This window comes from Rhizobium sp. IBUN (genome assembly GCF_000510625.1).
GTDB lineage: Bacteria > Pseudomonadota > Alphaproteobacteria > Rhizobiales > Rhizobiaceae > Rhizobium > Rhizobium altiplani.
The window spans coordinates 1-26,069 of record NZ_AZNV01000060.1 but is presented as its reverse complement, the minus strand read 5'-3'; the positions used below and the strand labels follow the sequence as shown (position 1 = coordinate 26,069).

The 26,069-nt window shown below is 57.1% G+C and carries 18 protein-coding genes and 1 pseudogene; 7 read left to right on the top strand and 12 right to left on the bottom strand.

All coding sequences use genetic code 11. The annotated features are described in order from the left end of the window. The 3 genes from RHIBUN_RS0130415 to RHIBUN_RS0130405 all read right to left on the bottom strand — a co-directional run. Positions 1-1,238 (bottom strand): UDP-glucose/GDP-mannose dehydrogenase family protein (locus tag RHIBUN_RS0130415; protein ID WP_025662521.1); only part of this gene is annotated, 1,238 nt, incomplete at its 3' end. A gap of 88 nt (positions 1,239-1,326) precedes the next feature. Then, positions 1,327-2,253, bottom strand: a complete 927-nt coding sequence (locus RHIBUN_RS0130410) for a family 16 glycosylhydrolase (protein WP_025662520.1) — start codon at positions 2,251-2,253, stop codon at positions 1,327-1,329. Between the two features lie 29 nt (positions 2,254-2,282). After that, positions 2,283-3,431, bottom strand: a complete 1,149-nt coding sequence (locus RHIBUN_RS0130405; protein ID WP_025662519.1) for a glycosyltransferase — start codon at positions 3,429-3,431, stop codon at positions 2,283-2,285. A 347-nt stretch (positions 3,432-3,778) separates the two neighbouring features. Here RHIBUN_RS0130405 and RHIBUN_RS0130400 point away from each other — a divergent pair, with 347 nt between their 5' ends. Continuing rightward, complete coding sequence (locus RHIBUN_RS0130400; protein WP_025662518.1) at positions 3,779-4,801, top strand: glycosyltransferase family 2 protein; 1,023 nt, start codon at positions 3,779-3,781, stop codon at positions 4,799-4,801. Positions 4,802-4,822: 21 nt separating this feature from the next. On the opposite strand, the gene RHIBUN_RS0130395 is transcribed toward RHIBUN_RS0130400, so the two are convergent. Continuing rightward, entirely contained in the window at positions 4,823-5,902 is a 1,080-nt protein-coding gene (locus RHIBUN_RS0130395) for a glycosyltransferase family 4 protein (protein ID WP_025662517.1), read from the bottom strand. A 74-nt stretch (positions 5,903-5,976) separates the two neighbouring features. After that, complete coding sequence (locus tag RHIBUN_RS0130390) at positions 5,977-7,302, bottom strand: NAD(P)-binding protein (protein WP_025662516.1); 1,326 nt, start codon at positions 7,300-7,302, stop codon at positions 5,977-5,979. Positions 7,303-7,587: 285 nt separating this feature from the next. Here RHIBUN_RS0130390 and RHIBUN_RS0130385 point away from each other — a divergent pair, with 285 nt between their 5' ends. After that, positions 7,588-9,555 (top strand): hydrolase, encoded by a 1,968-nt coding sequence (locus tag RHIBUN_RS0130385; RefSeq protein ID WP_025662515.1) that lies wholly within the window; start codon positions 7,588-7,590, stop codon positions 9,553-9,555. Positions 9,556-9,738: 183 nt separating this feature from the next. Further along, positions 9,739-11,175, top strand: a complete 1,437-nt coding sequence (locus RHIBUN_RS0130380) for an oligosaccharide flippase family protein (RefSeq protein WP_025662514.1) — start codon at positions 9,739-9,741, stop codon at positions 11,173-11,175. A 156-nt stretch (positions 11,176-11,331) separates the two neighbouring features. Here RHIBUN_RS0130380 and RHIBUN_RS0130375 read toward each other — a convergent pair whose 3' ends face one another. From RHIBUN_RS0130375 to RHIBUN_RS0130365, 3 genes are all read right to left on the bottom strand, one after another. After that, positions 11,332-12,999 (bottom strand): Wzz/FepE/Etk N-terminal domain-containing protein, encoded by a 1,668-nt coding sequence (locus RHIBUN_RS0130375; protein ID WP_025662513.1) that lies wholly within the window; start codon positions 12,997-12,999, stop codon positions 11,332-11,334. A gap of 15 nt (positions 13,000-13,014) precedes the next feature. Next, positions 13,015-15,021 (bottom strand): glycosyltransferase, encoded by a 2,007-nt coding sequence (locus RHIBUN_RS0130370; RefSeq protein ID WP_025662512.1) that lies wholly within the window; start codon positions 15,019-15,021, stop codon positions 13,015-13,017. A gap of 176 nt (positions 15,022-15,197) precedes the next feature. Beyond that, entirely contained in the window at positions 15,198-15,923 is a 726-nt protein-coding gene (locus tag RHIBUN_RS0130365; RefSeq protein ID WP_025662511.1) for a sugar transferase, read from the bottom strand. Between the two features lie 322 nt (positions 15,924-16,245). Between RHIBUN_RS0130365 and RHIBUN_RS0130360 the strand changes: the two genes are divergently transcribed. The 3 genes from RHIBUN_RS0130360 (at position 16,246) to RHIBUN_RS0130350 (ending at position 19,100) form a co-directional block, all read left to right on the top strand. After that, positions 16,246-17,316 carry a glycosyltransferase gene (locus RHIBUN_RS0130360; RefSeq protein WP_025662510.1) on the top strand — a complete coding sequence of 357 codons (1,071 nt, stop codon included), beginning with the start codon at positions 16,246-16,248 and terminating at the stop codon, positions 17,314-17,316. Between the two features lie 44 nt (positions 17,317-17,360). Beyond that, complete coding sequence (locus RHIBUN_RS0130355; protein ID WP_025662509.1) at positions 17,361-18,695, top strand: polysaccharide biosynthesis/export family protein; 1,335 nt, start codon at positions 17,361-17,363, stop codon at positions 18,693-18,695. Positions 18,696-18,806: 111 nt separating this feature from the next. Next, positions 18,807-19,100, top strand: a complete 294-nt coding sequence (locus RHIBUN_RS0130350; protein ID WP_025662508.1) for a hypothetical protein — start codon at positions 18,807-18,809, stop codon at positions 19,098-19,100. Between the two features lie 103 nt (positions 19,101-19,203). Here the strand turns inward: RHIBUN_RS0130350 and RHIBUN_RS0130345 are convergent, their stop codons facing one another. The 4 genes from RHIBUN_RS0130345 to RHIBUN_RS0130330 all read right to left on the bottom strand — a co-directional run bounded on the left by RHIBUN_RS0130345 (position 19,204) and on the right by RHIBUN_RS0130330 (position 24,454). Continuing rightward, positions 19,204-20,220 (bottom strand): NAD-dependent epimerase/dehydratase family protein, encoded by a 1,017-nt coding sequence (locus RHIBUN_RS0130345; protein WP_025662507.1) that lies wholly within the window; start codon positions 20,218-20,220, stop codon positions 19,204-19,206. Then, positions 20,210-21,844 carry a GMC family oxidoreductase gene (locus RHIBUN_RS0130340; protein ID WP_025662506.1) on the bottom strand — a complete coding sequence of 545 codons (1,635 nt, stop codon included), beginning with the start codon at positions 21,842-21,844 and terminating at the stop codon, positions 20,210-20,212. Before RHIBUN_RS0130340 ends, RHIBUN_RS0130345 begins: the two co-directional genes overlap by 11 nt. A 77-nt stretch (positions 21,845-21,921) precedes the next feature. Beyond that, positions 21,922-23,349 carry an O-antigen ligase family protein gene (locus tag RHIBUN_RS0130335; RefSeq protein WP_025662505.1) on the bottom strand — a complete coding sequence of 476 codons (1,428 nt, stop codon included), beginning with the start codon at positions 23,347-23,349 and terminating at the stop codon, positions 21,922-21,924. Further along, complete coding sequence (locus RHIBUN_RS0130330) at positions 23,339-24,454, bottom strand: acyltransferase (protein WP_025662504.1); 1,116 nt, start codon at positions 24,452-24,454, stop codon at positions 23,339-23,341. Before RHIBUN_RS0130330 ends, RHIBUN_RS0130335 begins: the two co-directional genes overlap by 11 nt. A 704-nt stretch (positions 24,455-25,158) precedes the next feature. Here RHIBUN_RS0130330 and RHIBUN_RS0130320 point away from each other — a divergent pair. Beyond that, positions 25,159-26,069: pseudogene (locus RHIBUN_RS0130320) on the top strand (phosphomannomutase); the annotation flags it as partial.

Genomic DNA, 26,069 nt, shown 5'->3' with positions numbered 1-26,069 from the left:
CGCAGGTCAACGATGGTCGGGGTCTTCACCAGCGACTTCATCCGCTTGAGATCAAGCGCTCGGAACTCGTCCCATTCCGTGACGATGACGATGGCATCCGCGCCTTCTGCAATCTCGTACGGGTCGCGGCCGTAGGTGATGGGGCCGATAACCTCCTTCGCCATTTCCATGCCTTCTGGATCATAGGCNTGAACGTTGGCGCCGCCATCCAGCAAGGCCTGGATGATGGTGATCGATGGCGCGTCGCGCATGTCGTCGGTGTTCGGCTTGAAGGTCAGGCCGAGGACTGCAATCTTCTTGCCGCGGACATTGCCGTCGCAGGCGGCGATGACCTTGCGGCCCATGGCGCGCTTGCGGTTGTCGTTGATCGCAACCGTGGTTTCGATAAGGCGAACCGGGCTGTCATGATCCTGTGCGGTCTTGACCAGCGCCAGCGTATCCTTGGGAAAGCACGAACCGCCGTAGCCCGGACCTGCATGCAGGAACTTGTCGCCGATGCGCTTGTCCATGCCGATGCCCTTGGCGACCTTCTGGACGTCGGCGCCGATCTGCTCGCAGAGATCGGCGATCTCGTTGATGAAGGTGATCTTCATGGCGAGGAAGGCGTTGGCGGCGTACTTGATCAGCTCGGAGGTGCGGCGTTCGCAAAAATAGAGTGGTGCTTCGTTGAGGTAGAGCGGCCGGTAAACCTCGCGCATGATTTCGATTGCGCGCGGCTCCTCAGTGCCGAGAACAATGCGATCGGGGCGCTTGAAGTCCGTGATTGCCGCGCCTTCGCGCAGAAATTCCGGGTTGGAAACGACGGAAATATCCTTCTCGGGGAATTCTTCGCGGAAAATGCGCTCGATCTCATCGCCAGTGCCAACAGGAACCGTGGACTTGGTAACGACAACGGTGAACCCGGACACGGCGGCCGCTATCTCGCGAGCGGCGGCATAGACATAGCTCAGGTCGGCGTGGCCATCGCCACGACGTGACGGCGTGCCGACGGCGATGAAGACTACGTCCGCGTCGGCGACGGAAGGCGCCAGCTCCTTCGAAAAATCCAGGCGACCGGCGGTGCGGTTGTGGTCGATGATCGTGTCAAGGCCCGGTTCGAAGATCGGAACCTTACCGGCTTCCAATGCATCGATCTTCGCGGCCGACTTATCGACGCAGGTGACATGGTGGCCGAAATCGGCGAGGCAGGCACCGGAGACGAGGCCGACATAGCCCGAGCCAATCATCACAATACGCATTTGACCTCACATATTCCGGGTTTCAGCTCGCTGGTTTTGAGCACGCCCTTGCAAATGACGTGTCTTCAGGCGAACGCTTCAGCTGCCCTCACGCGTACACCCTGAAATAATCGACGCGCATATGAGTGATCCTGTCTGCGTCCTGCAAAGGCTGCGGAAACTTGACGTCGGTCCTCAATGCAAGTGTTAGGAGCGGCCAGAACACATCGAATTCCTCGTCCAGCCGGGCTGAGCGCGTGATTGGCCAATCAGCGGGCCTTCCCGTCTTCCTGTCGATGACGGGATCTCGATTGAAGTATGGGACGCATCGCGTCTGATCGATGAGCATGCCGTAGCGGCAATACCCGGCGGTCATGTCGACAGACGTTTCGACACCGGTGCTTCGTCCGCCCTCATCCGGCCCTCCCCATTCGTGAAGGTAGGTTCCGTAGATGGTGGGCTCCCATCCTTTGTGCTCCACAATATCAAGCTCAATACTGGTCTTGGGTTCTAGGATGCTTCGGCCGTTCAGCATCCAGAATGCTGGCCAGGTCAACGGATGACGAGGAAAGAGCATTCGCGCCTCGAAATATCCCTTGCGCCATCCCTTGAGGACGACACCATCCTTTCTCGCTGTCTGAAGGTTTCCGGAAATCCACTGAAATTCGGGCAGCGTGTTTCCGTAATATTTCCGAACGTTCATCGGGCGCCCGATATATTTTGCCGAGATCTGCAGTGCCTTGCCACCTTCTGCCGCTGTGTCGTCGACGATGGAATATGGATTGAACCCCTCCTCGCCGTGCCTGGTGGCGAAGGCCGATCGACCATAAAAGCCGGTTCCGTCTGTCGTCGCCTTCGGACCGGCGTCCCAGACAGACCAATCCAGCGAATTGAAGGTGTCTTCAAAGACGACCTCTCGTCCGATAGTGGGATCGTCGGAAGCAACCACTGTGGCAGACGCGTTCTGGCATCTCAGGGCCGCCAGGGAGGCACCAGATGCCTTCAGAAAGCCACGCCGTGATAAAGAAGGCAGCATGCACGGTCTCCTTGCCGACGATTGACACCTTAGGCGAGTTCACCAGCGGCGATCCGAAGGGCCTCGGCATGGATTTCCACCACGCGCTCGGGGCTGTACCTGTCGATGAAGGTCTTTCGAAATTCAGAGTGTGACTGCTCAAGCGAAAGGTTGTCGCAATAGTACGACATCGCATCGACGAGAGCTTTTCCACCGCTCACCGGGACAAGGCGCCCAAGGCGAGGATCGACGAGGATATCACTCGGTCCAAATTCACAGTCGGTCGAGATGACCGGCAAACCGAACCGCAAGGCTTCGCAGATCGCAAGCGACCACCCTTCCCACCGCGAGGTCGAGACATATACGTCGCTGGTTGCAAGGGCCGGCTGCGGGTTGATCGGGTAATGTTCGACGGTGACGTAAGCACCGATCCCGAGTCTCGATATTTCGGCGCGCAGGTTCGCCTCGCCAATGCCATATCCGACGATCCTCAGCCTGACATTCGGTCGGATCCTGACGAGCTCGGAGAATGCCTGAAGGAGGATATCCTGCCCCTTTTGAAAGGCAAAGCGACCGACATTGACAAATGTGACGGTTCCAGGCGGTGCGTCGGAAAGCGGCGTTTCGGACAGGTCAAAGGCGCGAACAGGATTGGGAACCCAGACCTGCGGTACCTTGCTGTTGAACATTTCCTTGAAAGAGTCGAGCTGTCTCGGCGACGTTCCGAAAACATAAGACACCCTCGAGAGAAAATAGGCGCGCATCAACAAGAAGAGGACCTTTGCCTTGAAATGGCTGCGCTCGCGCTTTGGATTTCCGTGCAAATGGACGGCAAATCGACGGTTCAATCCGATACAAGCCGCCATGCAAATAACCGTCGGCTCAATTTGCGGGACGACAACCAGGCGGTAGTCCTTCGACTTGATGACGCTTCGGAAAATTCGCATCAAGTCCAGGCGCCCGCGAGCGACGCGGTCGATGACATTATATCCACGCGCCTCCATCGGTCGGTTCTTGTGCACCGAGGTGTAGAGCACGTCGACCTCGAAATCGTCGGAAAATCGATCTGCGAGCATCGTGCAGACAGCATCGACAACCCGCTCTATTCCGGCAAACGCGCTTGTTCCCGGCTGGATGTAAAGGATCTTTATGCGACGTTGGGATCGATCGCGAAATGGCAGGCCGACTTGCATTTCCATTCGTCCTCCGGACCAGAAGGCAACAGGGCTCCATGTGCCGGCACACACAGCACCGACGCCAAAAGGGACAAGCATTCAATCAACTGCAAATCGCATCGGATGCGATCAGTATAGGGTGAGCGGATCCAACGGAACTCCCAGCAAAATCACCGCAGGTGATATCCAGGAAGCAACGAAAAATGCCGACGAGTTACTACTTAGCTCGCCCCAAAATACTTCGGGACGCGTAGTTTTATAGCCACTTCGGCCATCTATGTTGCAGCGCCACAGGGTTATTTCTATAGACGTCTTGCACTGCACTTGGTATGCTGCTTTGCAACATAATCTGAGTAGAGAAGGTTTGCAAGATGTTAAAAGTCCAACCGCTTCTCAGCATCATAATCACTTGTTACAACTATGAAATGTACATTTCGGAATGTATCAGAAGCGTTCTTTCGCAAGACTATGACAACCTGGAAATAATAGTGGTCGACGACGGATCGACGGACCGCTCCTGGGACAGGATCCGGGAATTCGGAGATCGGATCATTGCCGTGCGGACGGAAAATCGTGGGCAATTGAAGACGTCACTGCACGGTCTGTCTTTGTCGCATGGAGAGTTCGTGTACTTCCTTGATGCCGACGACGTTCTTGGTGAGGGCACGCTTCCTGAAATTGCTTCTTATCTCAGGCAAGATGTTTCCAAGATACAGTTCATGCTTCTGCCAATCGACAAGGATGGCAACGCGATCGGCAATGCGTTCCCCTCTCTTCAGCCATCGGACGACTCCGAACCGCTGATCCGATCGATACGCGAAAGAGGCTACTACAATACGCCGCCGACCTCTGGAAACATCTACAGGCGTGACGTCTACGAGGGCCTCGGGGAAATGGCCTACGAGCGCGGCATCGATGGTGTCTCCTATCTTCTTGCGCCCTTCGTCGGCAAGGTCATCTCGATTCCGAAGACGCTCGGCAAGTACAGGATTCACAACGCCAACCAGTCGTCCTTTTCCGTGCTGACATCAAAGCGGATGAAAGGCTACGTCGACCGCTTCATGGGACGTCTCAATCATCTTGCGGAGCTCGTTCAGGCACGCTGCGCGTCAACCCCCATGGTCGAAGTCCGCAGCGACTACGCCTACGTGATGGAACTGAATACGATGAGCCTCGTCGTTGACGGCAAGCGACCAAGTGTTGGCCAGATCGCAGCTTACATGGGCTCGGTGATGCGCGAAAACACCGGTAAGAAGCGATTTGCGCTTTGCCTTTTTGCCGTTGCGCTCTTTGTGCTTCCAAACGGCATGGCACAGCAGTTGGCGGCGATCCGGATCGACCCGTCGCGGTCTCGACAGATGCGGTCCCGCCTGAAACAGGCCTTTTCCGTTTAGCACCAATATGAGGATGGGGTGTCACGTGGCCAGGGCAACCGCCTTGCTGCGTGGCATCGCCGAGTAATAGACCTCGAGCGTCTCTCTGGCGACGCGCTCGATCGTCAGACGTTCGATGCGAAATTGGCTTTTCCGTCGCCAGTCTGCAATCCGTTCCGGTGCTTCCAAGAGGTGGCCAAGCATTCCGGCAAGAGCCGCCGGATCCCGGGGCGGGACCAGAAGCCCGGCCTCGCCGTCCTCAAGCAATTGGGGAATTCCGTCGACCGAAGAACCAATAACCGCACAGCCTGCCTCGCGCGCCTCAGACAATACGAGCGGTGCCGGGTCGGCATGGGATGGAAGGACGAAGATGTCCGCCCCCAGCATGTATGGGTAGGGATCCCTTGTCGATCCGACAAAGGTGATGTCCGACGCGCTTTCCAGTGCCGCCGCTCTTGCCTTGTATTCCTCGCGAAAAGGGCCATCGCCGACAATGTAGAGGTGGGCTGTCGGAAAGGACCTGTGAACAGTTTCAAACGCGTCAAAAAGGTCCAGGAGACCTTTGCGTGGATGAAGACCACCGACAAACAAGATACTCGGTGAGCGAAGCGGTTTCGGCTCTTCACTGCGCCCTTCCGATCGACTTGACCCGATCGTGCCGTTCAACACCACTTTCAACTTCGACGCAGGAACGCCGCGCCGGCGCATCGAGGCCCCGACGACATCGCTGACGGCGATCACGCGTGTTCCTAGGCCCATCAGGGTTGCGCTCTTTTCGAACTCATTGTGGACTGTCGTGATGAGTGGAACACGTCGCAACTTGCAGACCGGAAAAGCGATCACCGCGCTTGTCATCATATGCGCGTGAACGACGTCAATGTCGTACGTCTTGAGATGAGAATTCAGGCGCGATAGAGCCCCAATGAGGCTCGGGATCTTCCGCTGGTGACGGACAAAAAGCGTCTCGATGCCTTCTGACTTTAGAAGTGTATCGAAGTCTCCCCCTTCACTCGCAAGATAGACGCGATGTCCCATCCTAACCTGCGCGCAGGCGAGATCCACGGCTGCGTGAACATGCCCATTCAGGCGCCGGGTATGATTGAGAATATGCAGAATACGCATCATCGACCTCTCGTCATCTTGTGGCGATGCCCATCGCCTTCCAGGTGCGTTTGACGGTAAGCTGTTTGTGGTCTTCAAGGAGCAGCGGTTGCTGTCTCCACGTCGATCGTCGAAACCCGGGCTGTCGGCTGGTAATTGAAGCCGCCCTGCCGGCCGATCGATTCTATTCCGAAGCTTTTCAAGCGGGCGATCGCCTTTGCTGCATTTTGTGCCGCTCCCTTGCTGTAGATGGGATAGGCGTTTGTCAGGATGTGGCTGCCCTCGAGTTTCAGGTCGCCACGAAACAACCCATTTGCGCACGCGTGGTGGCGAAAATCGGCTTCTGCTCTTTCGGCCGACGTAACCGCGCCAGCGATGACCTCGACAGCAAAATACTCTCGCTCAGCGACGCGCCCGTAAAAGTCCGAATAAACGGTCAAACGCTTCCACGAGCCCTCGTGAGAGAAGTTGTAAATGATCGCCTGGGGAAAGCCCCGCTCACCGGCGAAGCTGAAGTAAAGAGTGATGAGTGTAATGGTTTTCAGAGGCGAGGTTTGTCCGTTGCCGCATATCCGTTCAGCAACGCTGATCGGCACCGTCGAGACAACTCTAGTCCCGCCCAAGCAGTCATCACCGAGCAACAGCTCGTAACCGCAATCTGTCTTATGCAGCTGGCGCAACTCGGCCGACAGCTTGAAGACGACCCCACAGCTCTCAAGCCTGGACACCGCTGCGCCATAGAGTGCAGCAAAACCTTCTCTTGGGCGCGCCATCTGGCGGTTCTTTGGTCCGGTCGCCCGTTTGCGCTTCAGCAAACGGCGCGAGAGATTGATGAGCGAGGCATATTCGGCAATCCAAAGCATGCGCTTGCGTGCGAGATCGAGATCGATCTCTTCGGGACGAATGCCGTAGAAGCGCCGCATGTAGGTCCCAAGCCCGGACCTGTGCAAGAGATAGGCCCCAATCCAGTAGCGCGCAAAATCCCTTGCGTTCGCCATCTGGCGACAGAATATGCGCGCGTAAAGGACCGAGGCGAATATCCGGATCACACCGAGTGGACCTGCGCCAAGAATGTCATCACGTATTGAAATTGGATAAAGAGTGATCTTCCCCTGCGGGTTCAGCCTCCCCCACGTCGGTTTGATCGGCACATAATGTTCAAGAAGCTCTGGGAAGTGCCGAAGCAAAGGGGAGTCGTCCTGAAAGATCAGGCTCCCGACGTCGAACGTGTAGCCTTCGTTCGAAGACCAGTCCATATGGTTTCCGCCGACATGATCGTATTCGTCGACGACGACGACACGGTTCCCTTGAGCAGAAAAGATCGACGCTGCAACGAGGCCGGAAATGCCTGCGCCGAGCACGATAACATCGAATTGCTGCACTGCAGACATGCGCGAGGTATGATGGCTTGCGTCATCCATTTAGTCGCCTCCGAACTGTCCTCCCGGTAGAACGAGACAGTATAATGCAATTAAAAAAGAGTCGATATCTCAAGCACAAAGTCTGAAAAACAATAGGCACCTGAGTATTTTTGGCAACGCTTTTGCACCGCAAAATAAAATATAACTTTTCACTTGATGTACATCAAATAATGCGGCAGACTTTTTGCGGTTGCGAATTCAAGGAACCAGCCTTGCTGCAGTGCATTCACTGCAACAACACTGTCGAAGGGCAGGCAGGGCTGATCGACGGCAAAGGGTTATCCAGTGCTGCGGCAAAGCCTCGCCCATCTCCTTCAAGGTCCGTTGGACGGCATAGATCTTATCTCGACAGACGTCTTCGACACTTTGCTGCTGCGCCAACCGCGATCGCAAAGATCGCGCGTGATGCAGGCCGAGCAGCGCTTTGCTCGTTTGCTGCGGGATGAGGGAATTCTGGTCCGTGCGGATCATCTGTTTCGAGCCCGGCAAATGGCCGAGCGGTTTGCCTATCGTGCGCTCAACGTTGGCGGCGGTGTTGGCGAAGTCCGGCTCGTCGACATTATCCAGCGTCAACTTGCCGTGCTTGGCCTGCCTGAACGGCTGCTGGAGCGGCGCATCGCGCTGGAAATGGCGATCGAAAAGGTTTCGCTATCGGCAAACGAAAAGCTCGCCAGAGTTTTGCGCCTGCACCGCCAGACCGGTATTCGCGTCGTGGCCGTTTCCGACACGGCACTGCCGACACGTCAACTGACGGAACTGATCAACTACTTTCACGGTCCAGGTTTGATCGACAACGTCTATTCGAGCGCAGACGTTGGAGAAAGCAAGCGCTTCGGAAGACTGTTTTCACGGGTCCTCGACAAGGAAGGCGTTGCACCGTCACGCTTGCTGCATCTCGGTGATGATTATCTTGCTGACTGCGCCGTGCCGAGAAACATGGGCATCAATGCTCTACACCTACCCAAGGGACGCCTGAGGCGGCTTGCCGCCCGCGCCGATGGCGCCCGGGCAGAGGCCATCCGTGGCGTTCGCAAAGGGGTCATGCGCACATCAGGGCGCCTGCCTGACCTGGACGACCGTGCTGCCTTCGGGCGAGAAGTATTCGGGCCGATAGTTGCGCAATTTTGCCTTTACATATGGCTCTATGCCAGGGAAGCGGAAACGCGGGGCAATTGCGCATTGCTGTTTTGCGCACGCGGCGGTATCGGCATCAGGGAAGCTTTCGAAAAGTTGCTTGCCAAGCTTGACCTGCCACTTGAAATCCGTCGCGAAAACATCCTCATCTCGCGTTTGGTGGCGGCACGCGCAGCCCTCATGCAGCAAAGCCCTGCCGTCCTCGATGAACTCGGCCGGGAGTTCAGGAAAAATACCTTTGCCGATGTTGCCAATGCACTCGGCGGCCGCACCTATGACCTTTCCGGGCCTTGGCAACTTCCCTTCGACCCAAGCCACTTCTTTGCGATGATCGACACCCCTGAAGGCTATGTGGTGCTCGACGACATTGCGAAACAAAACGAGCTGTTCAAGCGCCACTTGGACGTCGTTGCGGGCGATGCCTCTCGTATCGTTCTTTGTGACACCGGCCTTTACGGGAGTACGCAGCGTCTTGTCGCGGCAGGACTTCCCGAGCGGACATTCGAAACGATCCAGTTTGCGAGGTGCAACTACAAGGGCCTAAGCGAGGATCACTTCCCACAGGTCACAGGATTGGTTGTCGAGGAAAATCTTTATAACCCCCTGAGGGTCGAGACAGTCATCCTTCGTTACTGGCAGATTATCGAGAGCCTATTTGAACCCGCAATTCCCTCGGTTCGGCATTTTAGTGAATCGGGCGATGGTACTGTTTACTGCAATGCCGGCAATATCGCCTATGGCGAGGTTGATCCGACTGACGGAAATCTGCTGCTTGCGGGCGTCCTCAAGTACATTGAACGGATCGGAAGTGGCGCCGAGATCATGTCAGATGCTGATCTCGCCTGGGTGCGCCTCAAGCAAGCCATTACCAATCCTGGCGCATTCGACATGATGGCATTGGGCGTCGGGGCCCGTTCTGTCGATTTTGGCCGCCCCGAGAGCGTCTACGTCCTGAAGCAATCCGCGGCCCCGGAACTTGGGAAGCGGCTGACTGCAGTCAAATCGCAGCTTTGGCGCGAAGGTGCCATTGCCCGCGATTTTCCGTTCCTGAAGGCGGCGCTCTTACCTGCCTTGGAGATGGCCCACATTGTCAGGGGAGTGTCGGCCCGCCTCAAATAGCAGAGCTTCGACGTGGAGGAACGTTGTGGGATCAGCTGCCGGATAGACCCGGCTCCAAGCAGACATCACGCGGGAGGATGACTTCGGTTCAAGGGCGCGAAAACCTTCCGCGGCCTTGCATAAGAACACGGGTCGCGGCTCAACGTCGCGATCTGGCTGGAGCACGCGATTTCGGAGTAAGACATGCTTGCGGTAAAGACAATCAAGGGAGCGGGTTGGCTCGTTTTCTCGCGCTTTGTCGGGCGAATAATCGACTTCTTCACCCTGCTTGTTCTTGCTCGCATTCTAACGCCTGCCGATTTCGGGCTTGCTGCGCTAGCAACATCCCTGGTTGTGGTTGTCGACACGATGCTCGAGGTTCCCGTGACCCAGGCCCTCGTGCGGCTCCCGACCATCGACAAGAGCCATCTTGATACCGGCTTTACAGTTGGTCTCATGCGAGGCGCCGTTATCGGAATCATCCTTCTGGCGGCCGCATGGCCCTATTCATGGATCAACCACGACAGCCACCTGGTCGTCCTCGTTGCCGTCCTTTCGCTTGGACCTATTTCGAGGGGGATGACAAGCCCGGCGATGGTCAATTTCGCGCGTCAGCTGGGGTTTCGCCAGACGTTTATACTGGAGTCGTCAGGCAAACTGACGGCGGCCATTATCGCAATGTTCGTCGTTTTAAGCGGTGGAGCTTATTGGGCGATTGTTGCTAACTTCGTGATCGCTTCCTTTGCGTCCACAGTCGTATCCTACATTCTTGCGCCCTATCGTCCGGCCTTTTCCCTGGCGCGCCTGCCTGACTTTGCCGGCTTCATCGGCTGGTTCTCGTCAGCCCAATTGGTGTCGGCGCTCAACTGGCAATTCGATAGATTCTTAATCGGGGCGCTAGCTGATCGTCCGACACTCGGACGCTATGCCGTGGCAAGCGACGTTGCCGTCATCCCCACACAAAGCCTGATTGGCCCGGCTTTGCAGCCAGTCATGGCTGCGTTCTCGCAGATCAACGCGGATCGCGCGCGCGTGCGCCAGGCATTCCTGAAGGCGACCCGTTTTGCCATGCTTATCTCCGCGCCTGCCTGTGTGGGCATATCCTTGACGGCAGACCTTGCCACCGACCTCCTGCTCGGCGCCAAATGGGAACACGCGGCTCCCCTGCTTAGCCTGCTTGCGCTTGCTGTTGCGCCAATCCCCTATTTCCAGACGCTCTCATCGGTTAGCGTGGCGCTTGATAGACCGCATGTGATTTTCCGGCTGAATACAGTCGATCTTTGTTTTCGCGTGGTTCTGATTTCGCTCGGGTTTTACTTGGGTTCGGTCACAGGTGTGAGCATCGCGAGAATTGCCCTGTCGACGCTGATGTTCATCTTCTACCTCAATGAAGCCCGCCGCCTGCTTGGTCTCGGATTTCTTTCGCAGCTAAAAAACCTCTGGAAGGTGGCAGCCGCTGTCGTTGCCATGGCCGCGGTTGTCTGGCTTTTGCGTGAGGAACTGGAGGGTCAAAACTACCCACATGTGGTCGAGCTTGCATTTGCTATTACCGCCGGGGCGGCAACATATGCCGCCACTTTGTTGCTGCTCGGCGTAAGGCTGATTGCCGGACGAGGTCGTCTGGAGCTCTTTGATCGTTGACGCTTGGAGAAGTCCAGGGACCGCACGATGGCCAAACTTGCTTGTTGCCACCCACAGCAAAGAGGTTGAGCGCTGAACTCGGGCTCCAGCAGATCATCGCAAGGCGCAACCTTTGCCAGAAAATCCGCGCTGCGACCGGGCAAGGCAAAGGGACCATCAGCCACGGGTGCGGTTAATGACTGTTCCAACCACGTTCGCACCGGCTCGACGCAGCAGCTGAACAGACTCCGAAGCCTCTTCGATCGTCGTATGGCCAGCGCGCGCGACAACGAGGACGGCATCCGCATAGCTTGCAAGCGCAAGCGCATCCATAGAATGGCGAAGCGCCGGGAGATCAAGCAGCACATCACCGCGTGTGCGTGCGGCCTCGAAGATGCGTCTTACACGCGGATTGCGAAAGTCGGTAAATAGATTGGCGTTTGTGTCCCTCGAGTGAATCGGCAGGACCGCCACCCCGCCGACGTCCTCGAAGGACAGCTGCTCTGGCATCAGTCCGGCAAATGCGGCACCTGCTAGCGAGACCGCCGGCAGATTGTCACCGCTTGCGCGTTCATCCTCACCGTCAGCAGCCTTGAACAAGGTTACCTGACGACCGCCGCGACTGACGAGTTGCGCGAGACTGGCACACAAGGTCGAAACACCGGCACCGGGCGTCCAGCCGACAACGGCAATTACAATGCTTTTTTCATTGCGCAGGCTCGTACAGGCAATCTCGACGGAGGTACGCAGGTCGCGAATGGCGGCGACGAATTTCTGTTGCTGTGGGCTCGTAATACGCCAGGGAACACCTTCTGCGCCTGGAACATCAGGAATTGAACCGAGGCAGCGAACCTCCATTTCGCGTGCCAGTTCCTTGGCGCTGCGAACGCGGCGATCAAGCGCCATTCGCACGACAACGACACCGAACCCGACGAGTAGTCCAAGTACGCCGCCAAGGGCAATGATAAGAGATTTCCGCGGAGCCGACGGTCCAAGCGGGGGCAAGGCAGCGCCGATGATGCGCGCATCGGAATCGGGCGTTGCTATTGCGGGCAGCGCACCCGCGTGCATTGCTTCGCGCGCGGCATCAACCTGCCGCGCAAGCGAATCCAGTCGACCTTGCAAGGCCTCCGTGCCCGCGCGCGCAATCTGTTCCTTGAAGGCCACCGTCTGATAAATGTAGCCAGAGACCGTTGCATTGGCGACGCGTGCCGGCAGTTTCGGATTCGACGAGGAATACTCGATTTCGATGACGAAGGATTGACCAACGCGGCGTGCGTTGAGACGTGACATGAAATTCAGGAAGGCAGCCCGCTCCGCTTCGTCAGCAAGCTCGATGGCTGTGTTGGCCACACCCGGTTGCGCGCGACCGACGGTTGCGCTCTCGCCACCGCGTTGCCCCGCGAGCAATGGCAGACCACGCAGCAACCTGACGAGCAGGCCCGGCTGCCCGCGACCAAGCTCAGGGTCATCCTTGAGGTCCAGGCTTTCAAACACGGCTGACAAAAGCCGCTCCGACTTTATGGTCTGAAGTTCGCTATCGGCACGATTGAGATCAAGCGTCTGTTGGGCCCCAAACTCGCCTCCAGAGACTGCCGACTGGCGCGGTTCGAGCAGAAGTGTTGCCGTTGCCTGATAGGTTGGCGGCAATGAATGGGCATAGAGCGCAGCAACGACGAGACCGGCTGCGCTGCAGGCCGCAAGAGCGACTTTATGGCGTGTGCCAAGATCAATCAACGCGCGCAAGAGAGCGATCGGCCCATCGCCGGCAACATCGGATTGCGTCTCGTTTACCCGCCAAAGCCTCGAGGTTACATCAATAGGGCGGGGTCTGTTGAACATCATTCGTGCTCCTAGCGTTCAAGAGGTTCTGGTGGCGGGCTTTGGCATTGCTATCGCAGCCGCGCGTTCCGGTTCGAGCCTGCCACGCAGGGCGTCGAAGGCGGCCATGATATTGCCCCGGGCTCGACCGCGCCGATCGATGAAAGGTTCGGGCCAGACGGCTCGACTAAAATTGCTCGCAGTGTTGCGGAAGATGTGGTCAACGACCTTGGGGAGGCTCATCGTGCCCTTGGTCATCATGTAGAGCGGGTTGATGACTTGCGAATATCCCAGCCGTTCGCCGCTGACCCTGCCGCTTTTGACGCCCATATGGACGCCAAAGGCGAGAGCCGACTTGACGAGCCGACCTCCGTGCTTTGCAATTGCTGCTGCGAAGTCACGGTCCTCCAACCATCCGTAGAGGACGAGACGCTCGTCGAAGCGGACACTGCCAATTGCAGAAAACCGGAAAGCCATGTTGCAGCCGTAGGGGCTGAACGGCTCCGCCCACGTCGCATCCGCCTGGCCAGCCCTCACCAGATCAACTGCGTCTTGATACGAAATGCCCGGCCCCTTGATACCGTCAGCCACGACGTGCCCGGTAAAGCCGACGATCTGACTTTCGTCGCGGAACGTCTGGATTGCGGTCGCCAACCAGTCTTTGTCAGCGATGAAATCATCATCGAAGAAAGCAACTATTTCAGTTCCGGATGTCACATGCTTCAGCGCGGTGTTGCGCTGTGCGGCAAGCCCAGGCGGACCTGTGACGATCGTCACGTCGGGATGACTCGTCAGGTCACCGGCATCTGAAGCATCGACACAGGAGACGATGACGGCGTCGGGCTTCAGGCTCTGGGTCGAAAGGAAGTGTCGAACGCTTGCGGTCACGATCTCCGGGCGGCCCCGGGTTGCGAAAATGACGCAGGCGTGCGGCCCGGTCGGAGCAACAGATTTGTGACTTCTCAGCTCAGCCTTTGGCTTGTCGAGAAGCTCGATATAGCCGCTTGCCGTTTTCTCCCACGAGAATTGGCGAACCTGCTCGCGTCCCCGACCGGCCAGATCGCTACGCAGGTGGACCGAAGCAACAAGGGTGCGAACCGCCTTGATCCACTCGCGCGGTTCAAATGGGGAAGCTGTCATGGCGGCATTGCCGCACACCTCCGGCATGCTGGCGCAGTGCGACGAAATGACGGGGCATGATCTTGCCATTGCCTCTACAATTGGCAATCCAAACCCTTCCGTCAGCGAAGGAAAGGCAAGACACAGCGCCCGATCGAGCAGGTAGGCAAGGTCGTGATCGGATACGCGCCCGATAAAATAAACATTGGGCCGGCGCTGCAGCGTTTGCTCGGCAAATATACCGTCCCCCCCGCCAGCAATGACGACATCGAGGTTCATTTCATCGAGTTCGGGCGCGATATCGATCAAGAGCGACAGGTTCTTGTGACGCGCACGCGACCCTAAAGCCAGGACAAACGGTCGATCCGCCGTGATCGAAGAAAGCGCCTTCGGCGCCAGCTCCGCCAAGTCCGGGTTCCAGCTCAGCGCGTGCTCGTGCCCGTTTGGAAGGATCGCGATATCAGACAGACGGATCGGCAGATGTCGGGCTATCTGTCGTGCAGCCGCATGGGAGACCGACGCGACCCGGAGAGATCGCCGCACAAGCAATGGCTGAAGATTGTGATAAAGCGCGCGAAAAGCGCGGCTGTAACTTTGCGGCGCGGCGAAGATATTCGCATCGTGAATGCAAACGATCTGATCGGCCTTTAGCGCCGGGGCTGTGTTGCACAGATTGAGGAGCCGGCGATTGTTACTCAGATACGGCAGCTCAATTTGCTCCCACGCGTGACCGCTCAGTTGACCGCCCTTCTCAAGCCTCATTCGCTGCAGCGATGGCTCTGGCGTCTTCGTAGGCACGATTAGGGTTGCCCCGTCCGCCCCCGTGAATTTGTCCATCGCGCCGAGGACATTACGCGCGTATCGCTGGACACCGGTTACGCCCTGCGTGAGAAAGCGGCCATTGATTGCGAATTCTCTCGCGCTCATCCAAATTTCTCCTGGCCACCGCCAAATCGTTGTGCGGGCCGATTGAAGTGCATCAGATCAATTTGTGTCTCTGCCTTGTGTCACGTGACGTCCGGGCGCAAATAACCGCACCTGCATTTGAGCACGCGCCACGACACCGGAATTCATTGGAGGGCGCGATAACGCGCCGCTAGGATTCAGTAGCTGCCGCGCGAGCGCAACACTGCGGGGATCGTCTTCAGCATGATCGACATGTCGCCAAGAACACTTTGTTCTTCGACATAGCGAACGTCGAGTTGGACGCGTTCGTTATAGCTCGTGTCGCTCCGCCCACTGACCTGCCACAAGCCAGTAACACCGGGACGAACCCTGATATAATCGGCATAGTACGAACCATAGAGTTCAGCCTCGCTTGCAACGATCGGCCGCGGTCCGACGAGGCTCATCTGGCCGCGAATGACATTGAAGAGCTGGGGAATTTCGTCGACACTACTTTTGCGCAAGAACGCGCCGAGCGGTGTTACGCGCGGATCATCCCGAAGTTTGCGGGTTGCGTTCCATTCCGCCCTTAGCGAAGGGTTGGCCGCCAGATGCCGCCTTAAAACCTCGTCGGCATTCTTGACCATCGTTCTGAACTTCAGGCACGGGAACATCACACCGTACCTTCCGATCCGACGATGGGCGATGAATATTGGTCGCCCCTGTACGATCAGAAGGATTGCGACAAGCATCAGGATCATTGGCGCAAGGACGAAAAGCCCAATGCTCGCAATTGTTGCATCAATCGCGTATTTGACACCGTCCAGGATGGCGGATCTGTTATTATGTCCGAACAAATCGGATTTTCGGGAGGTCGCTCTGCGAGAGTGCAGCGCTGCATTGTTGAACCTGTCGAAATTTCGACCGAGATCAATTTCCCTCATCTGCGTATTCCCCTCGTAAACATCTAGACTTCGGGCACTTGCAGACAATGCCGTCATGGCACGCACAGGAAAGCTAACAAGTATTAAACGATTTGACAATATTTTTATTGCGCTGCACTATATAACTGTGCAGCGCGGGATATGAGTGTCACTTGTTGATCATATTTCTGTCTTAACTGCCTAATGTAATTGCCAATAGTCTGATTTTTAATCAAGACAATGGTAAGAACTACACCCGCAATGCACGCCACGATAATTTCGATTGTTGTATCTCGAGGGATTTGGCGTGCGAGTAGCAATTATTCATTACTGGCTCGTTGGGATGCGCGGTGGCGAGAAGGTTCTCGAAGCACTGTGCGATATATTCCCGACGGCCGACATCTATACACACGTGTGTGATCTGGCGGCCATTTCGGACAAGATCAAGCGACACAAGATACAGACGACCTTCATTGGCGGTCTGCCCTATGCCAAGCGAATGTACAAACGCTACCTACCGTTGATGCCCATGGCGCTGGAGCAGATTGATCTCGGCGCCTACGACCTCGTCATAAGCAGCGAATCCGGACCGGCCAAAGGCATCATACCGACGTCACCGGCATTGCATCTTTGCTATTGCCACTCGCCGATGCGCTACATCTGGAACATGTACAACAGATATTACGACAGTTCCGGTCTGATGACGCGCATGATGATGCCCCCGATGGCGCATTATCTAAGGACCTGGGACGTCGCGACGGCCAATCGCGTTGATGATTTTGTCGCCAATTCGACAACTGTTGCTCAACGGATCAAGAGCTATTATCGCCGCGAGGCGACTGTCATCAATCCTCCGGTAGACACTACGGCATTCCGACCAGTCGCGGCCACCGATGTCGAGGACTATTATCTGATGGTCGGAGAACTCGTCAGCTACAAGCGGCCCGATCTGGCGGTCGAAGCCTTCAACCGGATGAAAACCAAGCTGGTGGTGATTGGTGGCGGCGAAATGCTCGACCATCTCAAGAAAATTGCAGGTCCGACCGTCACCATCCTCGGCGCGCAACCGTTTGATGCGCTCCGCCATCACTACGCCCGATGCAAGGGCCTGATATTCCCCGGCGAAGAAGACTTCGGGATCGTGCCTGTCGAGGCTATGGCAAGCGGGCGACCCGTCGTCGCCTTTGGGCGCGGTGGCGCGACTGAAACTGTCGTCAATAACAAGACAGGGGTCTTCTTTCAGACGCAGACAGTCGAGGCGCTGATTGATGCAGTCGAACGCATGGAGCGTCTGGACTTCAACCCTGCAGATGCCGTGTCTCGCGCAGCTGATTTTCGACGGGACGTCTTCGTGGATCGCTTCCGGAGCTACGTTGCGAGAGCGACCGGCGCCACATTGGCCGTGTCGGCCTGACAGGGGCGACGAAATGCAAAGACAATTTCAACTGGAGTAACAGGATGCTGCTTTTCTCCTTATGTGAATGGGTCCAAGGACGAGGTCTTCGGGCACGCGGCAAAGAAGGGCGAAACCGCAAGGTAGCTGCCTCAGCTGCATTTCTGGCGATTGCTGTTGCGGCCAGCGCCGAAGCCGGCGAGGAATATGTCCCAGGACCTCAGGACACTTTGAAGGTACGCGTCTACGAATGGCGCCCAAGCACGGGAACCGCATTCGAATGGGCCCCTTTGACTGGAGATTTCGTCGTCTCTTCGGCCGGCAACCTGTCGCTGCCGATCATTGGTAACGTTCCTGTGGCAGGCAAGACACTCGAGCAGATATCGGAAACGATCGGACTGCGCCTCCAAAATGAAGTCGGCTTGCAGAAGCGGCCAAGTGCCTCGGTCGAAATCTCGTCATACCGCCCGCTTTTCGTGACCGGGCTGGTCGCGAGTCCAGGCAAGTATAACTACAGCCCTGGTCTTACCGTCATACAGGCGCTCAGTATGGCAGGCGGAATCGGTTCGACCGATGCCAGCATGATCAGTTTGCAACGCGATGCCCTGTCGAGCCGGGGCCAGGTGCGCGAGCTGGAGGCCGAAAGACTTGGTCTCATTGCACGACAGGCTCGCGTTGAGGCCGTTTTAAACGGGGGCGCGTCGGTGGACTTTCCTCAAGAGCTATTGTCGAGGGCCAAGGAACCACGCTTCTCGAAGATGATGGAAGAGGAACAATCGCTCTTTGAAACCCGCCAGCGCTCGCTGATGACAGAGATCGATGCGCTCGATCGCGCCAAGGTGCTCGCCAACAACCAGATCGACGCCTTGAAGGAGAAAGCTGTCTCACTTGCAAAGCAGATCGATCTGGCGAGCAAGGATCTAAACTCCGTTAACAAGCTTGTCTCACAAGGATTGACGGTCTCTGCCCGCCAGCTGGGAGCCAACCAGAATGTCGCTGAACTCGAAAGTCGCAATCTGGACGTTTCGTTGGCGATGCTCAAGACCGAGCAGGATCTTGCCAAGGTGGACCAGGATATTGCCGACGTGCACAATCGCTATCGTGTCAGCGCGCTGACAGAGGCAGCCGAACTGCGCGACAGATTTGCGTCAAACACTGAAAAAACCAAGACGGCACGCGACCAGCTGAAGAACCTCGAGGTCCGCGCACCGTCTGCAATGGCCTCCCTCGCTGAGGGAAAGGATCCCTACAGCTTCCTGATGACGGTTAACCGGGTAATCGATGGCAGCATGCAGACACTTGTCGTCAGCGACAATGATCCGGTCATGCCGGGCGACATGATAAGGGTCGAGCAGCGGGAAGAGCCAATGGCTGTCTCAACGGACGTCAGCAGCAACTGAGCTTTTGGTCGTTGTATTGCCCTAGGAACGCAATTTGGGCTTGCCTCAGCATAGGAGATACACGATTATATCCGGTTAGGGGGGAATTCGATTGGGAGGTCGGAGCAACCGATGGGCTGGGCGCTATTAGTCTCGTTTCTGATCGGCGCAATCTGCGCATTGCGGGTGCCTGTCCTCATATTCGCGCTGATCGTTCTGGTCGTGATGATCGCCTATGCTGGCGTTAGCTATACCAATGGCAGCCCTCTCATGCATGCGATCGCCTGGGGCTTTGTGTTCGCGGTCGTGCTGGAAGCAGGCTATGTCCTTGCCCACGTGCTCCTGCATTCATTCTATACGCGACCGGAAAGCGACGCCGAAAAGCGAGCTCCCCAACAGGCACAATCAAAATATCATGCCGACTGACCGGCAGATTTGATAGCGGGTTTCCAAAAAACATCGTGGCCAGGTCGTGCAATTGCTTGAATTTTGCACTGGACATTGTTCTCGCACGGCTGGTGGCATACCCTCAAACAGGGCTGCGCCGTCGGGCAAAGTCGGATTGTGCCCCTGTCTTGGCCTCTTTCGCCAATCTGGCGAGCGCGAGCTGTTCAGCCTTTGCCATCCCGAATTTCAGCCTATATCCGGCCTGCTTGAGGCGCTCGCCGGAAAAGCGCATTCGCCACAGCGGGTTTCTGATCGGCAGGGTGCGGAAGCGTAAGAAGTCATGGAGCCAATCGATGACCCATGGAGCACTAACGACATGGTAGCGACGGTCACCGCTTACCGCGAAAGCCTTGCGCATGAAATCAATATGCCTCGGCAAATCGCGATCGTCTTCCGCGATATTGTATATCTCGACCCGCCCAGCCTCGCCTCTGCCCGCCAGCCCCTCCTCGATCGCCCAGATGAGAGCGTCGGAAACATCGCCGACATAAATGTGATGAGCGTGACGGTGCGATGCGAGCATGCGCTTGAACAGGCTCCAGTCGCGAACGCCGATGATCTGGCCGACGTCGACAACGACGGCTGGTCTCAGAATTGTGCATCGCATGCGGCTGGCGACCCGCATGAGCGCCATCTCGCCGGCAAGCTTGGTGCGGCCATATTCGCGCACGTAATCCAGCGCCCAGTATTCCGAGGCGATATCGCGATCAACCGATAGAACCGGTGAGCTCTCCGAAATCTCAACGGCGAGACCGCTCCCGTAGACGGCGATCGAACTCGTGTAACAGAAGGCCTTTGCGCCCGCATTCTCGGCAGCTCGCGCCAGCCGCTCGGTCGCTCTTTCATTCAGCGGTCTCATGCGATCCTTCTTGCCGATCTCGGCGGCCAAATGGATCACCCCGGCGCAGCCTTCGACGACAGTGTTGAGATCCTCATCGCTGGCAAGGTCAACCTGACGCCATTCAAGCCCCTGGTCGTCGCGGGGCGGCTCTCGCGACGTGGTCGCTCTCACGCGATAGCCGCGTTCAAGCAGGTCGGCGACAACGAAGCGACCAATCCGGCCCGTCGCGCCGGTTACGAGAATGATTTCACCCTGCATGCGCGGTCACCTCCGCAAGGATTGGACGCGCCAACCTGTCCTTCAAATGGTCGGCGAGACGAATTGCCATGGCGACGATCATCTGAGTCGGATTGCAGTGTCCGGCGGTCGGAAATACCGAGCTCCCGGATACATAGAGGCCTTCGACGCCGTGAACCTGGCAATCGACGTTGACAACCCCCTTGGCGGGATCGCTTGACATGCGCGTTGTACCGGTCGGATGAGCGACATCCACGAAACTTGCAGGGATGGGCGCCTTGTCGCGCACCCAGTCGGCCAGAACAGGCTCTGGAAACCCTATTCTGGAGAATTCGGCTGCGACCAGTTCGGCCATGCGGTGCATGGTGCGCGCCTCATCCGGATGGCTGCGCCAGTCGACCTTGGGCAAGCGCATCCCGAAACGATCGCGACGCTCCGACAGGCTCATGCGGCTGTCTTCATCGGGCATCTGCTCGCACATGCAGTCGAGCGTAAGCTCCTGCAGCTTGCGCGGCAGGCCATTTCGCGCTCCGAAATAATCGACAGCTCCTTGAACCATCAAAGGGACATTGCGCGCCACGCTGACGACATCTGCGGGCAGCCTCGGCTTTCGCGCCGCCAGACGCCGCAATGCATCCCAGGGGTCATCAGGCGCAAGGACTTCTCCGAGCCAGCCTGCACAGTTTAGCAAATGTTCGTCTCGCTGGACTTTCGGGCTCAGTCTCAGTCCGGCACGGAAGAAGCGACCACGAACATTGTAGCGACCAAATCTGCGACGCAACGCTTTCGAACCGCTTAAGGAGAAAGACGCAGTTGGACCACGTAAATGGTCCATCAGGTAGCGGCCGACGCGGTCACGATCATTGCCAAGCGCTTTGCGATCCTGTTCGTGGGAATTGAGGAGAATGCGAGCATTCTCAATGCCTCCAGCGCAGAGCGCTACAGAGCTTGCAACAAGGCTATGCTTTCGTCCGTCGCCTGTGGCAAACTCAAGGCCACGCGTTTTGGCGCGCGCCTCGTTTGCCAGCACCCGCAGCGCAGTCGCTCCTGTTACCAGTGTGACATTGGGTCCGAGGTGCTTGGCTATGTGCCGCCCAAACCGCATATACTCGAATGGGTAAGACTCCGCGTCATCCCTGCTGAACTGCCAGAAGAAGGGCAGTAGCAGGTTGGCGGAAACCTCTTTCTTCGGCGCATTGCGTCCTGCAATCGACCAGAAGCGCTGGTCGCTGTAGCCGTTACCGAGTGCAAGTCCGAGATGATTGGCGCTGCGATCCATGTATGGGTCGAGATCGTGCATGGCGATTGGCCATCCCGAATGTCCAACCCAGTCGCGTTGTTCGAAGTCGATGGCGTCGAAAGGGCCGCACCGACCGCCCCAGGTATGCGAACTACCGCCAAGGATGCGGTTGCGCACGGACCATTGGTCGCGAACCCGCGGGCGCCCGATATTTTCAATATCGTTCAACATGTCATTTTCGGCCTCACGGCGCTCGCCACCACTCTCCAGAAGCACAACAGTCAGCCCTGAATTCGACAGTTCACGCGCTAGTGTTGCGCCCGCCGGTCCCGAGCCAACAATGCAGACATCGCAACGAAGCAACGGGACGACAGTGTCGCCGGGTTGAAGATCAATCATTGGCATGCCCATCACCCCTTGCGTGTCGTTTCTAAATTGGCGGCGCAATGCCAGCATTCTCGGCCTATTAACGCGGCAGCCATCTAGCTCGAGCCTCCCAGTACTGGCAGCTCGCTCTGGCGGCGTAGCGGGATAAACGGTGCTGTAGCCTCGGCGATAACATCCGGACGGCTGGCGGCCAGACCCGCCAAGATGAAGAACAGCAGGCCGAGGTCGACTGTCGGACCAACGACGAGCGAGCCGGCAAGCAAGCATAGGCATCCATTGCGTGCCGCAAGGTGGACATCGGCGACGAAGCTTCTGGAAGGCGCGCGACCAGGACCGAGTGCCGTTAGAACAAAAAGGAGAAAGAAGACTGCCCCGGGAACGCCGACGTTTGACAGCACCGCCACCGGGAAGCTCGAAGTTCTTGCCGTTCCAAGGCCAACACCCAAGCCATAGGTATCGAGAAAGTTCTGCAGTCCGTAACTGTTCCAGGAACCACGGGCTATGGCCGAGTTCGAGGTCGATTTACTGAGAACGAGCAGGTCTACGTAATTATGGACTGTGTTGAAAATGTCTTCCTGCAAAAGGACGATCAGTCCGGTGAGCAAGACAACCAATGGCGCAAACACGGTCACAAAGCTGCTGTTGCCTGTACCTGAACCAACGCCGCTGCGCAGCACTGCCGTAATGTAGAAGATCGCCAGACAGACTGGCGCGGCAACAAGCCCCGCAGAGGACGTCGACAGGACAATCAGTGCCAGAGAGATGACGGCTAGTGGGCCGGTCCATCTTGAATGCCGCTGGCAAAGCCACAGTGTCGCGGTAAATCCGAACGCGCCAAGTGTGGTACCGGCAAAGGCAGAAGCCTCTGGCCAGGAACCGACAATACGTTTCATGCCGTTGACCTTGTCATTGTCATGGAAGGTGTACTGCGCGTTGCGAATGAACTGCAGCATGTCCTGGGCACCGATTGCACCGGTGACGACATCAAGGAAGGCAAAGACCACGTTCAGTGCGGCATAAACTATTAGCCCAACGACTATGGCCCGGAAACCTTGCGCTGTTGAGCCGACAGCCGTGACCAGCAGGAAGCAGACGAGGTCTGCTACCAGATAGACCGTCTGCGTCAGATTGCTCGAAACCGGTCCAAGCGACACCACACCGCTCGTCAGCGGCTGATCGGCGATGCCGAGGGGAATGATTGTCGTTGCGTCGGCAAACAGCCGCGGCAGAAAGTAAGCTGAGAGGCCGCCATAAAGGACAAGACAAGCCAACCAGAAGCCAGGACGACCAAAGTGCAGGCCATCAAAGAGTGGCGCTGTTTGCCGTCTGCCGCGAAACATGGAAAGAGCGACGAACAGCAGGAAAAGATGAGCCGGCTGGACGCTGGAGGAACCCAGCACAAAGGCTGCAGCTGCGCCAAGCAGAGTCAATGCCACGAAGGCTTTGATTGTTGCATCCTGACCGAGCGCCAGGCAGTACATGCCGAGCGCGATCGTGAATATGCCGACCGGTTCAACGCCCATCGCCAGCCACACTCACCCGCGCACCGACCATTGCTGGCTTGGCTTGCCGCGCATTGCCGCTCTTTCCTGCGATCAGGCCCTTGAGTTTGAGAGCATGCTTCTCGACGGCGTGCCACGAAAAAACGGCAAGTAATATCGTAGCCGGTAGAGCCAGCGCGATGTTGAGATACCATTCGCGGTGTTGTGGAAAGAGATGTGCCACCGTCTGCTGTACCGGAAACGCGTAGAGGTAGAGACCGTAGGAGTAATCACCACTGGCAATGAACGGATGCTTTGGCGGTCTCGTGAGGCCGATCGCAACCGTAACATATGCGATAGGAAAGGCGGCGAAGTACGGTGCGTAGGGGAGGTTCAGCATGACGAACGACACCACTGCGGCAGCAATCGCACGAGGTGCCGTCACCTTGATGTGCTCGCGGCAGACAAACAAAACAACACCAGCCAAAAAGCTCAAGAGAAGAATGCGACCAGGAAGGGCCCCGTCCATGGGCAGGTCGGTCGCTCCGCGCATGAGGTCCCGTCCAATCACGGCAAGCTGGGCTATTACAACAACGCCGATCAGCAAGACCGGTCGAAAAACAAAGCCGATCACCGCAAGCACGGCCAACGCAACGTAGCACTCCAGCTCGTAGGGAATTGTCCAGAGCGATACATTGACCGCCTGATAGTAGGGATTGTCACGAAAGAGGCCGGGCAGCAGATATTGGATATGGCCAACGATATTCAGGAAATAGGTCGAAAACTGCGGGTCTGAAACGTAACTGGCAAGCGGCAACGTCGTAAAGACCGGCCCCAGAAGAAGGGCGCACAATGTTACTTCCACCGCAAGTGCCGGCATGAGGCGAAGTGCCCGCAGACCGAGGAAACGGGCAACATTGCGCGTCCGCAAGAGGCTGGCACTGACAAGGAAACCGCTAAGGGCAAAGAATGCCGGCAGAACGAATGTTATCAGACCGCGCAGCGGTGGCTGAAACAGGAAGACTTCACCGGCTTTGCCATAGGAGACCGCAAAGCTGTGAATGCATAAAACCGCGACCGCAAGCACCACCCTAAGGTAGTCGAAGCCAGAGGTATATCCATTCGCAAACCGCTCCTCGATCGACATGGTCTTACTCCTGTCGCTGGCATTGCAGTAATAATGAATACTACGCTGCGACGCACAATAGACCGGAAGCCAGTATTTGCAAAGCCACATATTGCACTGCGACAAAAAAATAGGAAACACAGACTAAACTTTTGAATGATGGCGAAGCTGCAACACTTCCACCTATTGTCTCTGGCCTGATAACGCCACAGACTGCGGATTATATAACTGATTTTTCGTGTAATTTCATATCCTCCGAGCACAACGCGCCGGCTCGCTGTGAAAAGGTAAGAATGCTGCAGCGCGCCATGGCCGGACAACATAAAGCGTCGGAAGCGTCGATTTTGCAGTGGTGACAGCGATTCATTTCTGTTGCAAAGTTCTGCTAACCGTGAAACCTTCGATGCAATTACTGGAAATAACCATGACGCGTTTCGTCCAATTAATGCGCACACCTGGCATCTATTTGCGGATGCTGGTCGCTACACTTGCGTTCTCGCTGATCACATACCTGCGTTATAGATCGGTAACATTGACGCTATACTATAGCGTTATTTGCATATTTCTTATGCAGTTTGGCTACATAGGGGGCGTTCTTTTCCTTGTTTGGCGCGAAAAGACGCGGCAAAACACAAACTAAAAGTTGTGCATCATAGATTGTTGTGTCGTTTCCGGAAGGAGGAGAAGCCGGCCTTGAGACACGCACATTGAAGGATTGATGTGTGATGAAATTCGGAACCAGTGGGCTTCGCGGCCTGTCTGTCGACCTTAAGGGCCGGGCTTCGGCGCTTTATGCCACAGCCTTTGGCCGCTATCTGCTCGACCGTGGAATGACCCGCCCCGGTGACACCATCCTGATCGGTCATGACTTCAGGGATTCCAGCCCGGAGATCGTTGCAAACTGTGCCGATGCACTTGATCGCCTTGGATTCGAGGTCCGCGACTGCGGCACGGTGCCAACACCGGCGCTGGCGCTTTACGGACTTCAGAAAAAAGCCGCGGGTCTCATGGTGACGGGCTCGCACATCCCCGCCGATCGCAATGGCATCAAGTTCTACCGGCCGGACGGAGAAATCGACAAGACGGACGAAGCAGCGATCACGACTGTCGCGACAGAACTCGACCGTGCCGGCTTTACGTTTGTCCCCCGCAGTGCCGGGATGCAAAACCAATCCGTCGAATGCCTGGCGCTCTTCCGCGAACGGAATGCCAATATTCTTCCCACGGAAGCGCTCGCGAGCCTGAAGGTCGGCGTCTATCAGCACAGCACGGTCGCCCGTGAGCTGCTGGTAGATCTCCTGGAACACTTCGGCGCAACGGTCGTGCCGTTTGGCCGCTCGGAAACATTCATTCCCGTCGACACCGAGGCGGTTTCGGAGGAGACGATCGCCAAGCTCAAGGAGGTCGCAGGACAGCATGGCCTCGACGCCATGGTCTCTGCGGATGGTGATGGCGATCGCCCGTTGGTGGCGGACGAAACNGGGACGCCGCTGCGNGGCGATTTGCTCGGCCTGATCGCCGCGAACTTTCTCGGTGCGACATCGGTTGTGACACCCGTGACATCGAATTCCGGCATCGAAGCCGCCGGTCGCTTCAGCGTCATTCGCACGCGTGTTGGCTCTCCGTTCGTCATATC

Excerpts from the sequence above, each read along its gene's own strand:
- RHIBUN_RS0130410 (WP_025662520.1), bottom strand. The coding sequence starts at position 2,253 with ATGCTGCCTTCTTTATCACGGCGTGGCTTTCTGAAGGCATCTGGTGCC.
- RHIBUN_RS0130405 (WP_025662519.1), bottom strand. The coding sequence starts at position 3,431 with ATGGAAATGCAAGTCGGCCTGCCATTTCGCGATCGATCCCAACGTCGC.
- RHIBUN_RS0130400 (WP_025662518.1), top strand. The coding sequence starts at position 3,779 with ATGTTAAAAGTCCAACCGCTTCTCAGCATCATAATCACTTGTTACAAC.
- RHIBUN_RS0130395 (WP_025662517.1), bottom strand. The coding sequence starts at position 5,902 with ATGCGTATTCTGCATATTCTCAATCATACCCGGCGCCTGAATGGGCAT.
- RHIBUN_RS0130390 (WP_025662516.1), bottom strand. The coding sequence starts at position 7,302 with ATGGATGACGCAAGCCATCATACCTCGCGCATGTCTGCAGTGCAGCAA.
- RHIBUN_RS0130380 (WP_025662514.1), top strand. The coding sequence starts at position 9,739 with ATGCTTGCGGTAAAGACAATCAAGGGAGCGGGTTGGCTCGTTTTCTCG.
- RHIBUN_RS0130375 (WP_025662513.1), bottom strand. The coding sequence starts at position 12,999 with ATGATGTTCAACAGACCCCGCCCTATTGATGTAACCTCGAGGCTTTGG.
- RHIBUN_RS0130370 (WP_025662512.1), bottom strand. The coding sequence starts at position 15,021 with ATGAGCGCGAGAGAATTCGCAATCAATGGCCGCTTTCTCACGCAGGGC.
- RHIBUN_RS0130365 (WP_025662511.1), bottom strand. The coding sequence starts at position 15,923 with ATGAGGGAAATTGATCTCGGTCGAAATTTCGACAGGTTCAACAATGCA.
- RHIBUN_RS0130360 (WP_025662510.1), top strand. The coding sequence starts at position 16,246 with ATGCGCGGTGGCGAGAAGGTTCTCGAAGCACTGTGCGATATATTCCCG.
- RHIBUN_RS0130355 (WP_025662509.1), top strand. The coding sequence starts at position 17,361 with ATGCTGCTTTTCTCCTTATGTGAATGGGTCCAAGGACGAGGTCTTCGG.
- RHIBUN_RS0130350 (WP_025662508.1), top strand. The coding sequence starts at position 18,807 with ATGGGCTGGGCGCTATTAGTCTCGTTTCTGATCGGCGCAATCTGCGCA.
- RHIBUN_RS0130345 (WP_025662507.1), bottom strand. The coding sequence starts at position 20,220 with ATGCAGGGTGAAATCATTCTCGTAACCGGCGCGACGGGCCGGATTGGT.
- RHIBUN_RS0130340 (WP_025662506.1), bottom strand. The coding sequence starts at position 21,844 with ATGCCAATGATTGATCTTCAACCCGGCGACACTGTCGTCCCGTTGCTT.
- RHIBUN_RS0130335 (WP_025662505.1), bottom strand. The coding sequence starts at position 23,349 with ATGGGCGTTGAACCGGTCGGCATATTCACGATCGCGCTCGGCATGTAC.
- RHIBUN_RS0130330 (WP_025662504.1), bottom strand. The coding sequence starts at position 24,454 with ATGTCGATCGAGGAGCGGTTTGCGAATGGATATACCTCTGGCTTCGAC.